Genomic DNA, 14,675 nt, shown 5'->3' with positions numbered 1-14,675 from the left:
GGGCTCCCTGATGTTTTTGACGTATTTCGACGCCATGCCGCGCCGCGTGCTGGTGCTGATTGCTGCGGCCTGCGTGGCCATGCTGGCCTTTGGCCTTTACCTGCAACACGTGGTGGGCCTGGAGCCTTGCCCGATGTGCATCGTGCAGCGGTATGCGCTGGTGCTGGTGGCGGTGGTGGCGGGCGTGACGGCCATCGCCAAAAGCCGGGGCCTGCTGATCGCCGGTTCAGGCCTGATGGTGCTGCTCTCGGGTTTTGGTGCTTTTGTGGCGGCGCGCCAAAGTTTCCTGCAGTGGTATCCGCCTGAAATCGCTTCTTGCGGCCGCGACTTTTACGGAATGATCGAAACCTTTCCGCTCAAGCGCGCCATTCCCATGATCTTCAAGGGCAGCGGCGACTGCACCAAAATCGACTGGACCTTTCTGGGCGGCTCGATCGCCAACTGGTCTTTCCTGTGTTTTGTGGCGATTGCGGTCGTGGGCCTGTTGCTGATTGCCCGCCAGGCGCGCAAGCGGTAAGACTGCGCGCCTTTGCCGGTCAGGCGATGGTCAGGCCGCCGTCGAGGATGAATTCACTGCCAACGGCGTAAGTAGATTCGTCCGAGGCCAGAAACACCACGGCCTTGGCAATCTCGATGGGCAAGCCAAACCGGTACGCCGGCGTCAGCGCAACCAGCCCGTCTTTCATTTGCTGCAAGGCCTCGGCAGGCAGGCCCAGCTTTTCATAAATAGGCGTGGTCACGGTGCCAGGGCTGACGACGTTGACCCGGATGCCCCTGCCGATCAATTCCCCCGACAGCGTTTTGGCCAGTGAAATCATCCCCGCCTTGGTGGCCGAATAGACGCTGGAGGCGGGCATGCCCAGGTGTGCATTGATCGAGGCGTTCAGGATGACGGAGGCCGGGTTGGCCAATGTGCCCAGCAAGGCCTGCAGCAAAAAGAAGGGGCCCTTCAGGTTGACGGCCATGGAGCGGTCAAAGGCGGCATCGTCCCAGCTTTCAAGCGGCATGAAGACGCCGATGCCCGCATTGATGAAGGCCACATCAAGTTGCCCAAAAGATTCCTGCACCCCTTGAGCCAGTTTTTTCTGCTCCTGAAGATTGCCTGCGTCGATTTTTGAAAAAATGGCTTCAGAGCCGAGATGTTGCCGCGCCTCGTCCAGTGATTCGTCGCTGGAGCCGGTCACCATCACCCGGGCCCCCTCGGCCAAAAACTGTTTGGCCGTTTCAAGGCCGATGCCCGACGTGCCGCCTGTAATCAGCGCGCGTTTGTTCTGCAGTCTGTTCATCAAATTTCCTGGAATGAGGTAGCAAGTACCGGTGGTCCAAGCGTAGGACTGGCCGATGCCCGGCGCTGGCTGGTTCCGGACATGCGTTTCAGGCCTATGGATGTGGGAGCCTGCTTTTACTTCGGCTTGCCTGGCGTGTTGGGTGGGGTGATACCCCTTATTTGCCAGGATCCGAATCAGCAATATACTGTACATAAATACAGTATTTATCCAGATTTGAATCCCTCGCCATGCTTTCGCCAACACCCGTGGACCGCGCCTTGCCGGACTTCGCCAACGCCAATGTATGGCGTGCCGGCGAGCTGGGCAGCGCGAGCCTGCGGACCGTCCCCACGGGCTATGCGGTGCTGGATGCTGTCTTGCCCGGCGGTGGCTGGCCGCAGGGGGCGCTGATTGAGGTGATGCAGCCGCAAGCCGGGCTGCATGAATGGGGCCTGATGGCGCCGGCGCTGGCAGCCCTGCAGGCAGAGACGCCCGGCGGGCTCACGGTGCTGGTGGGCGCGCCCTGGTTGCCTTTTGGCCCGGCGCTGGGCGCGCGCCGGCTCAACATGCAGCGCTTGCTCAGCGTGCACGGCAAGCCGGGCGATGCCCCTTCGCTGCTGTGGGCCACGCGTGAAGCCCTGCAATGCGCCGACGTGCACAGCGTGCTGGCCTGGCTGCCGGATGCACGCAGCGCCCATCTGCGCCGCCTGCAGATTGCCGCGCATGCGCACAACAAGCTGCTGTTTGTCTTCCGCCCGCCGCGGGCACAGCAGGACTCTTCGCCCGCGCCGCTGCGCCTGCTGGCCGAAGGCGCGGTGAACGAGGCCGGCAACCTGCTGGTCCACGTGCTCAAGCGCCGCGGCCCACCGCTGGCTGCGCCTGTGCTGCTCGATACCCGGCCCGCCCGGCTGTCGGCCTTGCTGGCGGCCAGCCGCGACAGGGCCCGGCAAAAGCGGGAAGAGCAAAAGCGGGAAGAGCTTGCCCCCATCCTGCTGCCGTCGCTGGTTTCGCTGCCTGTTACTTCACCCCGGAGTCCCATCCATGCGTTGCTGGATCGCATTGCGCATCTCGACCACCACTGATGCGGTGCACCCATGGACCCAGGACACCGGGGCTTTGCAGCGCGCGGTGGCCAGCCTGGCGCTGGGCTTCACGCCGCGCGTGGCGCTGGTCGATGAAGCGGTGCTGATGGACGTAACGGGCAGCCTGCGCCTGTTTGGCGGGCTGGCCAGGCTGATGCAGTTGCTGGCGCAGAAAATTGAGCTGTTCTTTGAATCAAATCAGCTTGTAGCCCTTATGGAACGGGCGCAAGGTGCTACATCTTTGATAGCGCTCGGACGGCTTCGGCTGCAGCAGGATCAGGCTGGTGCGTTGAAAAAACGCGTGGCCGACCTGCCCATGCACACGCTGACGGCCGCGCGCCCGCACCTCGGTGTGCTGGAGCGCATTGGCTGCCGCAGCTGGGACGACCTGCTGCGCCTGCCGCGTGACGGCGTGGCCCGGCGTTTTGGCGCGGAGCTGCTGGAGGCGCTGGACCGTGCCCGCGGCACTGTAGCCGACGACTATGCGTGGCAAGTGCTGCCCGAACACTTTGAGGAAAAACTGGAGCTCAACGCATTGGTGACGCATGGCCCCGCGCTGATGGCGGGCGTTGAGTGCCTGCTGGTCCACCTGCACGCCTGGCTGCTGGGGCGGCAGAGCGGGCTCTGCGCCCTGAAAATCATCTGGCACCTGGACAAACGCCGTGATGTGCCTCCGACCGGCGAGCTTGAGATTCGCACCGCGCAGCCCGCCCAAGACCTGCGCCACGTGGCACGCCTCATCTCAGAGCACCTGGCGCAGCAAAAGCTGCCGGCGCCGGTGCACAGCCTGACGCTGCAGTCGCTGGCCACCGAGCTGCTGGCCGACTCGGCCGCTGCCACCGGCAGCCTGCTGATGGAAGCGCGCCGGCAGGGTGACAGCGTGGTGGAGCTGGTCGAGCGGCTCAGCGCCCGCCTGGGTGATGCCAATGTGCAAGCCTGGCAACCTTGCACCGACCACCGGCCCGAGCTGATGCAGCGCTGGGTGAGCGCCCGGAGTGCTATTAAATCAATAGCTGCTTGCGCACAGCCACCGGCCGCCAGAGGCATAAAACGCTTGAAAAAAGACGCTTCCACGGATTTTCCGAAGGCCAGGGCCGAAGCCTTGTACCCGGCCTGGCTGCTGCCCGAGCCTTTGAGGCTGCAAGCCGCAGGCAATAGCCCGGTGTACCAGGGCAAGCTGACGCGCCTGGCCGGGCCGCAGCGGCTGGAGGCTGCCGAATGGCTGCTGGCCGATCACGAAAACCGCAGTAATGAGCCGGGCCTGTGTGAAAAGCCGTGGGCGTTCCGCGACTACTACATCTACCGCAGCCAGCAGGGCGGCTTGCTGTGGGTCTACAGCGAAAGGCTGGGCTCTGCCGCCCAGGCCGGCCGGCAGCGCACCTGGTATTTGCATGGCTTTTTTGCCTGAGGCCCGCATGCCTGCCTACGCACTTCCCGATTACGCCGAACTGCACGCGCTGAGCAACTTCAGCTTCCAGCGCGGCGCCTCGCACGCGCAGGAGCTGGCCGAACGCGCTTCCGAGCTGGGCTACCAGGCGCTGGCCATCACCGACGAATGTTCGGTGGCAGGGGTGGTCAGGGCGCATGAGGTGGCAAAGGAACTGGGCCTCAAGCTGCTGCCGGGTGCGGAATTTCTGGTGCAGGCGCCTGATGCCTTCAGGCTGGTGGTGCTGCCCCACAATGCCGCGGGCTGGGGCAACCTGTGCGAGTTCATCACCGAAGCGCGCAAAGCGGGCGACGTGGTGGAAAAGGGCAGCTATCGCGTCGCGTTGGGCGAAACGGATTTCTCCCGGCTGGGGGATTGCGAAATCTTGCTGGCGCCCCTGCATGAAGCAGGCGCGGGTGCTATCAATACAGAAGCGCTTTGCGCTCATTGCGCCTGGGCTGCAGGGCTTTTTGGCATCAATTCCTGGTTGGCGGTGGAGCTGCTGCAGGGCCTGGACGACGCGCTGCGCCTGCAGCAGCTGCAGGAGGTGGCGCAGCGCACCGGCATACGGCTGGTGGCGGCCGGCCATGTGCTGATGCACAAGCGCTCGCGCAAGCCGCTGCACGATGTGATGACCGCCATCAAGCTGGGCAAGCCGGTGCACGAATGCGGCTTTGCGCTGCAGCCGAATGCCGAAGCACATTTGCGGCCGCGCATGCGCCTGGCCGAGATTTACCCCGCCAGCCTGTTGCGCGCCACGCTGGAAGTGGCGGCGCGGTGCAATTTCAATCTCGATGAGATCCGCAACCTGTACCGCTACCCGCAGGAAGACATGGTGCCGGCGGCCGAAACGCCTTCGCGGTGGCTGCGTCGGCTGACCTGGCAGGGTGCCCATACCCGCTACCCGCATCACATACCGCACAAGATCAGGCGGCAGCTGGGTTTCGAACTGGCGCTCATCGAGGAACTTGAATACGAGATGTTCTTCATCACCGTGCACGACATCGTGCGGTTTGCGAGAGAGAAGGAAATCCTTTGCCAGGGGCGTGGCTCGGCGGCCAATTCGGTGGTGTGTTTTTGCCTGGGCGTCACGGCCGTCAACCCGGCGGAAAGCAGGCTGCTGTTTGAGCGTTTCATCAGCCGCGAGCGCAGTGAACCGCCCGACATCGACGTGGACTTCGAACATGAACGGCGTGAAGAAGTCATCCAGTACATCTATGGCAAGTACGGCCATGACCGCGCCGCGATTGCCGCCACCGTCATCAGCTACCGGCCGCGCAGCGCCATTCGCGATGTGGGCAAGGCGCTGGCGATGGCACCTGAACTGATAGACCTGTTCGCCAAAGAGCACTTCTGGTTTGACGGCAGCGAGGTGCTGCAGGAAAAACTCAAGGAAGCCGGGCTGGAGGGCAGGGAATGGCCGGTGCTGCAATGGTTTGACCTGTCGGCGCAGCTCATCGGCTTTCCGCGCCACCTGAGCCAGCACGTCGGTGGCTTTGTGCTCACCCAAGGCAAGCTCACACGGCTGGTGCCGGTGCAGCCGGCCTCGATGGAAGACCGCCGCATCATCCAGTGGGACAAGGACGACCTGGAAGCCATGGGCCTGCTGAAAGTGGATGTGCTGGCGTTGGGCATGCTGTCAGCCATCCGGCGCTGCCTGGACCTGGTGAACCAGACGCGGGGCAGCCAGCTGGAGATGCATCAAATCGAGCCGGACGACACGCCCACCTACGACATGATTTGCGAAGCCGACACGGTGGGTGTTTTCCAGATTGAAAGCCGGGCCCAGATGTCCATGCTGCCGCGACTGCAGCCGCGCAATTACTACGACCTGGTGGTGGAAGTCGCCATCGTGCGGCCGGGGCCTATCCAGGGCGGCATGGTGCACCCGTATCTGAAGGCGCGCGATAAAAAGCGGCGGGGCGAGGATGTCGTGCCGGAATACCCGGCGCTGAACCCGGCCCTGGAACGCACGCTGGGAATTCCGATCTTCCAGGAGCAGGTCATGCAGATCGCGATGATCGCCGCTGACTTCACGCCCGGGGAGGCCGACGACCTGCGCCGCTCCATGGCGGCCTGGAAGCGCAAGGGCGGGGTAGACCGCTTTCATGGCCGCCTCGTCAATGCCATGGTCAAAAACGGCTACAGCGCCGAATTTTCAGAGCGCATCTTCAGCCAGATATTGGGCTTCGGCGACTACGGCTTTCCGGAAAGCCACGCTGCCAGTTTTGCCAAGCTGGTCTACGTGAGCTGCTGGCTCAAGCGGCACGAGCCGGCCTGCTTCCTGGCGGCCATGGTCAATTCGCAGCCCATGGGTTTTTACACACCGTCCCAACTGGTGCAAGACGCTGTCCGCCACCAGGTGGATGTGCGCGCAGTGGACGTCATGCACAGTGAATGGGACTGCACGCTGGAGCCGCAGGGTGTGTTGCCTGCGGGGACGCAGCCGGCGGTGCGTCTGGGCCTGCGCCTGGTGGCTGGCTTGCGCGAAGAAGCCGCCCTGCGCCTGGTGGAGGCGCGGGCGCAAGCGCCTTTCACTTCGACGGAAGACCTGGTGTCGCGCGCCCAGCTGGGTACGCTCGAAATCAATGCACTGGCCGCCGCCGATGCCCTGCTGCCGCTGGCGGGCCACCGGCGCCAGCAGGTCTGGGAGGCTTCGGCCATCAAACTGGCGCCACGCCTGCTGAAATCGGTGCCCACGCACGAAACACCGCTGGCCTTGCCCGACACGCCCGAGGGCGAAAACATTTTGTTCGACTACCAGGCCACCGGCCTCACGTTGCGGCGCCACCCGGTGGCCTTGCTGCGGGAACGGCTGGCGAGCAAGGGCCTGCTGAGCGCCAGCGAGCTCAATGCCTTGCCCGACGGCGAAGAGGTGGCCGGCTGCGGCATCGTCACTGTGCGCCAGCAGCCGCAAACCGCCAAGGGCACCATCTTCGTCACGCTGGAAGACGAGACCGGGCCGGTCAATGTGATCATCTGGAAATCGCTGCGCGAAGCGCAACGCCCCGAGGTGCTGCATGCGCGCCTGCTGGCGGTGTATGGCACGTGGCAGCGCAGTGAAGAACGAGGCAGTGCCAAAGGTTACGGCGCGGTGCGCAACCTGGTGGCGCACCGGCTCGAAGATCTCACGCCGTTGCTGGGGCGGCTGGGCACATCGAGCCGTGATTTTCATTGAGGCGACGGCACCTCAATCAGGCACCTTCAGTCAATCCATCGTCATGCGCGGTCATCAGACAAATCCTGCTTGAAGGTCAGACTGACCCGGCAACCCGCTTTAGCGCGTCGTCGGTTTGCTGCTGCAGCGCCTGCATCAGCGAGCCCGCATCCCGGTGCCTGAGCAGCGGTGCGGCCTGACCGGACCAGAGCGACATCAAGTCGGTTCTGCCCTGGGCAATGGCCGCCGGCTTCATCTGGCCTGTCAGCCAGTTCTGGACCGGGTAGGGTGCAATGTGGTCTTCGTGCGCCTTCAGCTCGTTCATGAAGCGGTTTTCAATGCCGCGCGCCAGCCGCCCGCTGAAGGCACGGGTGAGGGCGGTGTACCTGGCGTCGGCGCTGAATAACTTCTGGCGGTGGATGTCACTTGCGGATGACTCGACGCACGCCAGGAAGGCCGTGCCAATCTGCACGCCCTGGGCGCCCAGCGCCAGGGCTGCTGCAATACCGCGCCCATCCGCAATGCCGCCTGCGGCAATGACCGGGGCCTTGATTGCATCGACCACCTGGGGGATCAGCGCCAGTGTGCCGGTGAGCGAGTTTTCGGCCGGGCGGAGAAAGGAAACGCGGTGCCCGCCAGCCTCAAAGCCGGTTGCCACCACCATGTCGACGCCGGCGCTGTCGAGCGCTATCGCCTCTTCAGGCGTTGTGGCGGCGCCCACGGTCACGATATCAAGCGCCTTGCATTGGCGCAGGATCTCCGGCGACGGAATGCCGAATACAAAACTGAAAACCGCGGGCCGGGCTGCCAGCAGGCCCTGCACCTGGTCCTCGTAGCGCGGGCTGAAACGCTCCGGCCGGGTTGGCAGGGGTTCACCGAGTTCCTTGAAGTAGGGCGCGAGCAGCGCCAGGTGCTGCCCGAACTGCGGGTCTGTGAGCGGCGGGTCCTCACTGTTTTCATGCGGCACCCACAGGTTCAAGGCGAAAGGACGTTTTGTTTTCAGGCGTATGGCCTGGGCCGTCTCTTCAATTTGCGCGCCTGTCAGGTGATGCACCCCAAACGAGCCCAGCCCACCGCTTTCGCAGACCGCCGCGGTCAGGGCAACCGAGGAAAGACCCCCTCCGAAGGGCCCCTGCACAATCGGCGCCGTCAAGCCCAGCCTTTGGGTCAGGGCCGTGGTTTTCCAGCGGCTCATGCCAGCAGCCCTTCGGCCTTCAGCGCCTCGCGCACGGCGGGCCGGCCGGCGACACGTGCCAGGAAGTCCTGCAGGTGTTTGAGGTCCGCCAGGTCCAGCGACACGTACCTGGCCCAGCCTGTGACGGCAAACAGGTAGGCATCGGCCACGGTGAAGGACTGGCCGAGCAAATAGTCTTTGGACTGCAGCTGGGTGTTGACCCATTCGTATTTTTTGCGCAGAACGCTGGCCAGGGTTTTCTTGGCGCTGCTGTCCAGGTCAGGGTTGAACAGTGGCGTGAAGGTTTTGTGCAGCTCCGAGGTGATGTAGTTCTGCCACTCCATCACGCGGTAGCGGTCCATGCTGCCGGCGGCCGGAAGCAGGTCGGCGCGGCCTGCCTTGTCGGCAAGGTATTGGGCAATGACGGGGCCTTCTGTCAGGCGCTCGCCGTTTTCAAGCTCCAGCACGGGCACCGCACCCTTCGGGTTGATGGCGTAGTAGTCGGCGCCGTCTGCGGTGGTGTGGGTGCCTGTGTCAACCTTTTCAAGCTGGAACGCCTGCTGCGTTTCTTTCAGAACAATGTGGGGCGCCAGTGAGCAGGCGCCGGGAGAGAAAAACAGTTTCATGGGTTCCTTGATCAAGTTAGTTGGGAAGGTCCCATGCTATTGATGATGTCTGGCGAGATAAATGGAGGTTTATTAACTTCATAAGTTACATGGCGTAATAGATAATCCACAGAAAATCAAAACCATGAGCCGTCAATTTGATGATCTTCAGCTGGGAAGCATTGAGCTTTTTTGCCTTGCGGCAGAGCTCAGCAGCTTCACGGCGGCCGCAACCAGTGCCGGCCTCACGCCTGCTGCCGTGAGCCGCTCGGTGTCGCGTCTGGAGGAAAGGCTGGGCGTGCGGCTCTTCACGCGCACGACGCGGCAGATACGGCTGACCGAAGCCGGCCGCGCTTATTTTGAGCAGGCGCGGCAGGCCCTGGGGCAGCTGGTGGAGGCCGAGCGCGAAGCCACGGGTCAGCAACTGGTGCCCGCCGGCGTGCTGCGTATCAGCCTGCCCACACCTTACGGGCACTACCGTGTGCTGCCGCTGCTGCCGGCTTTTCGGGCGCTCTATCCAGCAGTGCAGGTCGAGGTCAACCTGAGCAACCGCAATGTCAACTTCGCCGACGAGGGCTACGACCTGGCCATACGCGGGCGCGCACAGCCCGACTCAGGCCTGGTCGCGCGCAAGCTGGAAGATACCGCGCTGGTGGTGGTGGCTGCGCCCTCGTACCTGCGGCAGGCGGGAACCCCAACCTCGCTGGAGGCCTTGCAGCAGCATGACTGCATCCAGTTTTTGTTGCCCAGCAGCGGTCAGAAAATTCCGTGGCTGTTCCGCGATGCAGGCAAGGAGCTGGAGGTGGCAACCAGCGGTGGATATTGCTGCTCGGAAGACCTGCTGGGCGGGGTGACGCTGGCCCGGCATGGCGCGGGCCTGCTGCAGACTTACCGTTTTATCGTCGAAGAAGACTTGCGCCAGGGTCGGCTGCAAGAGGTGTTGCAGCCTTTTGCGGGGCGGTCCCGACCGTTTTCATTGCTGTACCCGCACGGGCGGCACGTGCCCTTGCGGGTGCGCTTGTTCATCGACTTCCTGCTTGAAAAGCTCAAGCAGTAAATGCGGGTCGCAGACTACAGAGATGGGCCTGGCCGCCTGGTCCAGCCAGATGCTATTAGCGGCTTCGCGCTTCGTCGGTTTCTGCGGTGCTCTGCTGCATGGCCAGCTCCAGCAGCTTGCTGTAGTTTTCCAGCTTTTTATACAGCAGGCGCACTTCCAGCGCATTGTGGATGCGCGTCCTGACTTCGACCAGGTCAAACGGTTTGCTGATGAAATCCTTGGCGCCGGCCTGCAAGGCGCGCAGCTTGTGGGCCGGCTCCGCGGTCAACACAATGACCGAGATGTATTTGTCCTGTTTGTCTTCCTTGAGCGCCTCTATCACCTGGAAGCCGTCCATGCCGGGCATTTTCAGGTCGAGCAGGATCAGGTCGTAGCGGTGCTCTGCGTGCAGCGCGGCTACCTCCAGCGAATTCATGGTGGACCTGACCTGGGTATAGCCGGCGCCTGCCAGCAGCTGCTCGAGTAACTGCACATTGACGGGCTGGTCGTCCACCACCAGGATGCTGCCGTTCAGGATGTCGAATTCGGTGTTCATGCGGTTTTTTCCGGCACGGGGGCCTGCGTGGACCTTGTTTTGGAAAATGCCAGCGCCAGGTCCAGGGTTTCCATAAATTCATTGATCCTGATGGGCTTGGTGAGGTAGCGAAAGAAGCCGGCTTCCATGCCTTTTTCAATGTCGCGGGGTATGGCATTGGCGCTGAGCGCCACCACTGGAATGTGTGCCGTCAACGGATCGGCACACAGAATTTGCAATGCCTTGATGCCGCTGATGCCCGGCAGGTTGATGTCCATCAGGATGATGTCCGGCTGCGAGGCCTTGGCCATCGCGATGCCGCTGATGCCGTCGCGGGCGGACAGCAGCCGGATGTCGGAGCGGCGCGCGATGAGGTCTTCCACCAGCATCAGGTTGGCCGGGTTGTCTTCTACGTACAGAAGTGTATGGGCACGTGGATCGGTAGCCACCTGGCTTTGCAGGATCGGTGCCAGGGCTGCCAGCTCTGTTCGCAATGCAATTTCGTCGGTCACGTCCATTTCAATCCAGAACACACTGCCTTTTCCGACAACGCTCTCGACGCCGATGACGCCACCCATCAGCTCGATCAGGCGTTTGGTCATCACCAGCCCAATGCCCGTACCTTGTTCGGTGGTGGCTTGCTGGCCCAGGCGGTTGAAGGGCTGGAAGAGCTGCTCGATCTTGGCAGGGCTCAGGCCTTCGCCCGTGTCTTCAATGCAGATGCGGATGCGCTTTTGCGGCAGATCCACGCAGTTGATCAAGACCGTTCCACTGCTGGTGTTGTACTTGATCGCGTTTGACAGCAGGTTGATCAGTACCTGTTTGAGCCGGGTGCGGTCGGCATTCACGAAGCAGGGCACAGGGAATTTCGGAAACGTCACGGTAATGCCGCGTTTGCCGGCCTGTGACTCGATCATCGTTTCGCATTCAAGCATGACCTCGGCCAGCGACACAGGTTCCAGCGACAGCGACAGCTTGCCGGACTCGATCAATGCCAGGTCCAGGATTTCGTTGATCAATTCCAGCAGGTACCAGCCGGCCTGGAGAATCTGGTCCACACTGCGTTTTTGCGAGGGCGTGGGCTGGGGTGTGCCGGACTCGATCAGCTGCGCAAATCCGAGGATGGCGCTGAGCGGTGTGCGCAGCTCGTGGCTCATGCTGGACAGGAAATCCGATTTGGCGAGATTGGCTTTTTCGGCCACGGCCATCGCTTCCTTCAGGGCCACTTCGACCTGCTTGCGTACCGAGTTGTCGGTGCCGATCAGCAGGTAGCCGATGATGGTGCCGAAATCGTCGCGCAATGCCGTGATGGACACGATGGCCGGAAAGCGGCTGCCGTCTTTACAGATATAGGTCAGCTCGTAAATGTCTTCGATGCCGCGCGAGGCCTTGAAGGCCAGCGCCTCGAAACCCGGCGTGATGGTGGTGGCGAGCTCCAGGCTCAGCGCCTGGGCCCGGGCCATCACTTCCTGCGGATCATGGATGTCGCTGGGGTTGATCTTGTTGACGACTTCAGCCGCCATATAACCCAGCATGCGTTCGGCACCGACGTTGAAGAGCTGGATGATGCCTTTTTCGTCGGTTGCGATGATTGAGAAATTTTCGCTCGTCAGGATGGCCGTCTGCAATGCGCCTGTCTTGAGCAGTGCTTCCTGGCGCTTGACCTCTATGCCATCGGCTTTGGCAATGGCGTCAAGAACGCTCAGGCTGGTAATAGGTGACATGGGCCATGTTTCTGTAAAAGTAACGACGACCCTGCGAAGCGCCGACTATGGGCGGCGCTTCCAGAATCCTGGCCGGGGATATGCGAAGTCTTTGCAAAGACTCCGGCAGTGTACAGGTCTTGTCTGAAAAGTCCGTGCGCCAGCGCACATAGCGGGGCTGTACAGCCCTAGCTGTTTGCCCGGCGGTAGAACGCCAGCGAGCCCGCCAGCGCCAGCAGCGCGCCGCCGCAGGCGCGGTCTATCCAGCGTGTGGCCGAGGCCTTGAGCAGGCGTATGGCGCGTGCGCCTATGAAGGCATAGCCGAACATGACGGAAAAATCGATACCGGCAAATACCAGCGAAATGGCGAGGTATTGCGGTGCCTGGGCAGCAGCCGGGTCAATGAACTGCGGGAGCAGGGCCGAGCAAAAGAGGTAACCCTTGGGGTTGGTCACGGCCACCAGGAAGGACTTCATGAAAATTGCGCGGCCGCCGTGTTGCGCGCCGGTGTTGCCTTCGGCGGGAATCTCAAACCCGCCGCGCGAGCGCAGCAGGCGAATGCCCAACCAGGCCAGGTAGACCGCGCCGGCCCACTTGAGCACCGAGAACCAGAACTCGGAGGCCGCCAGCAGCGCACCCAGACCCAATGCGACCGCGCCGACCAGTACAAAGTCGGACACCACGGCCCCCAGCATGCCGGGCACGGAACGGCGCACGCCGTAGCGCGAACCATTGGCCAGCGCGAGCAGGACCGTGGGGCCGGGCGTGGCGATGGCCACCAGTGCCACGATGGAAAAAAGCAGCAGGGTGGCGGTGTTCATGCGGCCACCGCACAGCCTTCGGGCTTGTAGACGCGCTCGGTCGAGGGCGGGTACTTGGCCAGCTTGCCGGCCGGGCGGCGCGGCCGGACAGTGAATTCACCGCCGCAATTGGGGCACACGCCCTGGAGTTTGGTGGCGACGCAGTCGGCGCAGAAGGTGCATTCAAAGGTGCAGATGCGCGCATCGGGCGACTCGTTGGGCAAGTCCTTGTTGCAGCATTCGCAATTGGGGCGGAGTTGGAGCATGTGGAGTCCTGTGTGAGTGCGGGATTTAACTGGATGCTAAAGAAAAAAGTCCCTGGGAAGAAAGCCCCGCTTTAAGTCCGCTTTCTCCCAGCCGAACGTCTATGAAAGCTTCTTGACCAGCACCTGGCTCTTGCGATCCCAGTTGTATTTGCGCTTGCGGCCTTCGGGCAGCCAGTCCGGGTCTACCTGCACGAAGCCGCGTTTGATGAACCAGTGCATGGTGCGGGTGGTCAGCACAAAGATGCTTTGCAGGCCGGCCGCGCGGGCGCGCTGCTCGATGCGTTTGAGGATTTTCTCGCCGTCGCCCTGGCCCTGGCTTTGCGGCGAAACGGTGAGCGCCGCCATTTCAGCCGTTTTGGCTTCGGGGTAGGGGTACAGCGCCGCACAGGCAAAGATCACGCCGTCGTGTTCGATGATGCTGTAGTTGGCGGCGTCGCGCTCGATTTCGGTGCGGCTGCGTTTGACCAGCGTGCCATCGTTTTCAAAAGGCTCGATCAGCTGCAGGATGCCGCCCACGTCGTCTTCCGTGGCCTCGCGAAGCTCTTCGAGCTTTTCATCGATCACCATGGTGCCTATGCCGTCGTGCACATAGATTTCCAGGAGCAGTGCGCCGTCTACCGCGAAGGGCAGGATGTGGCTGCGTTCCACGCCGGCCTTGCAAGCCTTGACGCAGTGCTGAAGGTAAAACGCGGTGTCGGTGGGACGTTCGCCGTTGGGCAGGGTGGCCAGCAGTTTTTCGGCGGCGGCCAGCGGCAGCTCGGTGTCGATGGGGTTGTCTTCGCTTTCGGGCTGGTCGTGGTGGATGCGTATGCCGGGAATCTCGCTCAGGAAAATCAGCTTGTCGGCCTGCATGGCGATGGCCACCGAAGTGGCGACTTCTTCCATGGTCAGGTTAAAGGCTTCGCCGGTGGGTGAGAAGCCGAAGGGCGAGAGCAGCACCATGGCGCCGAAATCCAGCACCCGGCCGATGGCGGCGGTGTCCACCTTGCGCACCAGGCCCGAGTGCTTGAAGTCCACGCCGTCGAGAATGCCGACCGGCCGCGCGGTGATGAAATTGCCCGAAATCACCCGCACCGTGGAGCCGGCCATGGGGGTATTGGGCAGGCCCTGGCTGAACGCCGCTTCAATCTCATAGCGCAGCTGGCCGGCGGCTTCCTGGGCACAGTCGAGCGCGACTTCGTCCGTGATGCGCATGCCGTGCGAATATTTGGCGGCGTGCCCCTTGGCCTTGAGCTGCTCGTTGACCTGCGGGCGAAAGCCGTGCACCAGCACGATCTTCACGCCCATGCTCTGGATCAGTGCCAGGTCCTGGGCAATGTGCTGGAGCTTGCCCGCCGCAATCGCTTCGCCGGCAATGCCTACGACGAACGTTTTACCGCGGTGGGTGTGTATGTAGGGTGCGACCGAACGGAACCAGGGCACAAAGGTGAAATTGAAGACGGCAGACATGGGCGCGCTTTCGGGATCGGTTGTGGCGGGTCAAGGGCAGCCGGGGACGGCGCGAAAGAGGCAAGCGGTCTCCCTGGGCGCTGTTTCCCCGGTAAACGGAAAAAGTCCAGTGAGTGTAAGGGAGACACCGCCGGCCTGAGGGATGCAAATGCCGGCTTTGGCGAGGGTGTGCTT

General features: G+C 62.8%; 13 protein-coding genes. 5 read left to right on the top strand and 8 right to left on the bottom strand.

Translation table 11 applies throughout. From position 1 onward, the window contains the following. Positions 1-10 precede the first annotated feature (10 nt). Entirely contained in the window at positions 11-517 is a 507-nt protein-coding gene (locus AC1D11_RS00355; protein WP_477648617.1) for a disulfide bond formation protein B, read from the top strand. A 19-nt stretch (positions 518-536) separates the two neighbouring features. Here the strand turns inward: AC1D11_RS00355 and AC1D11_RS00350 are convergent, their stop codons facing one another. After that, positions 537-1,286: an SDR family oxidoreductase gene (locus tag AC1D11_RS00350; protein WP_477648618.1), complete on the bottom strand. Its 750-nt coding sequence runs from the start codon at positions 1,284-1,286 to the stop codon at positions 537-539. Positions 1,287-1,516: 230 nt separating this feature from the next. Here AC1D11_RS00350 and imuA point away from each other — a divergent pair, with 230 nt between their 5' ends. The 3 genes from imuA to AC1D11_RS00335 are packed head-to-tail and all read left to right on the top strand — an operon-like array spanning position 1,517 to position 6,954. Further along, the gene (gene imuA / locus AC1D11_RS00345; RefSeq protein ID WP_477648619.1) at positions 1,517-2,350 is read left to right on the top strand and encodes a translesion DNA synthesis-associated protein ImuA; all 834 of its coding nucleotides are present in this window, start codon (positions 1,517-1,519) and stop codon (positions 2,348-2,350) included. Then, entirely contained in the window at positions 2,310-3,758 is a 1,449-nt protein-coding gene (locus AC1D11_RS00340; RefSeq protein WP_477648620.1) for a DNA polymerase Y subunit UmuC family protein, read from the top strand. The genes imuA and AC1D11_RS00340 overlap by 41 nt, the downstream gene beginning before the upstream one ends. Before the next feature lie 7 nt (positions 3,759-3,765). Then, positions 3,766-6,954 (top strand): error-prone DNA polymerase, encoded by a 3,189-nt coding sequence (locus AC1D11_RS00335; RefSeq protein WP_477648621.1) that lies wholly within the window; start codon positions 3,766-3,768, stop codon positions 6,952-6,954. 76 nt (positions 6,955-7,030) lie between these two features. Here AC1D11_RS00335 and AC1D11_RS00330 read toward each other — a convergent pair whose 3' ends face one another. Continuing rightward, a complete protein-coding gene (locus tag AC1D11_RS00330; RefSeq protein ID WP_477650916.1) occupies positions 7,031-8,128 on the bottom strand; it encodes an NAD(P)H-dependent flavin oxidoreductase in 1,098 nt (365 codons plus the stop codon). Continuing rightward, positions 8,125-8,733 (bottom strand): glutathione transferase GstA, encoded by a 609-nt coding sequence (gene gstA, locus AC1D11_RS00325; RefSeq protein ID WP_477648623.1) that lies wholly within the window; start codon positions 8,731-8,733, stop codon positions 8,125-8,127. Before gstA ends, AC1D11_RS00330 begins: the two co-directional genes overlap by 4 nt. 124 nt (positions 8,734-8,857) lie before the next feature. Between gstA and AC1D11_RS00320 the strand changes: the two genes are divergently transcribed. Further along, positions 8,858-9,769: a LysR family transcriptional regulator gene (locus AC1D11_RS00320; protein ID WP_477648624.1), complete on the top strand. Its 912-nt coding sequence runs from the start codon at positions 8,858-8,860 to the stop codon at positions 9,767-9,769. A gap of 55 nt (positions 9,770-9,824) precedes the next feature. On the opposite strand, the gene AC1D11_RS00315 is transcribed toward AC1D11_RS00320, so the two are convergent. The 5 genes from AC1D11_RS00315 to argA form a co-directional block, all read right to left on the bottom strand. Continuing rightward, entirely contained in the window at positions 9,825-10,304 is a 480-nt protein-coding gene (locus tag AC1D11_RS00315; protein WP_477648625.1) for a response regulator, read from the bottom strand. Further along, positions 10,301-12,007, bottom strand: coding sequence for a PAS domain-containing hybrid sensor histidine kinase/response regulator (locus AC1D11_RS00310; protein WP_477648626.1), 1,707 nt, complete (start codon positions 12,005-12,007; stop codon positions 10,301-10,303). Before AC1D11_RS00310 ends, AC1D11_RS00315 begins: the two co-directional genes overlap by 4 nt. 167 nt (positions 12,008-12,174) lie before the next feature. Next, complete coding sequence (locus tag AC1D11_RS00305; protein WP_477648627.1) at positions 12,175-12,807, bottom strand: LysE family translocator; 633 nt, start codon at positions 12,805-12,807, stop codon at positions 12,175-12,177. Next, the gene (locus AC1D11_RS00300; RefSeq protein WP_477648628.1) at positions 12,804-13,052 is read right to left on the bottom strand and encodes a DUF1272 domain-containing protein; all 249 of its coding nucleotides are present in this window, start codon (positions 13,050-13,052) and stop codon (positions 12,804-12,806) included. The genes AC1D11_RS00305 and AC1D11_RS00300 overlap by 4 nt, the downstream gene beginning before the upstream one ends. A 99-nt stretch (positions 13,053-13,151) precedes the next feature. Continuing rightward, positions 13,152-14,501, bottom strand: a complete 1,350-nt coding sequence (gene argA, locus AC1D11_RS00295) for an amino-acid N-acetyltransferase (protein ID WP_457282738.1) — start codon at positions 14,499-14,501, stop codon at positions 13,152-13,154. Between the last annotated feature and the right edge of the window lie 174 nt (positions 14,502-14,675).

The sequence above is a fragment of the Polaromonas sp. P1_E11 genome, assembly GCF_056405995.1.
Note: the sequence above shows the minus strand (reverse complement) of the source record. Positions and strands in the feature narration are given on the sequence as shown.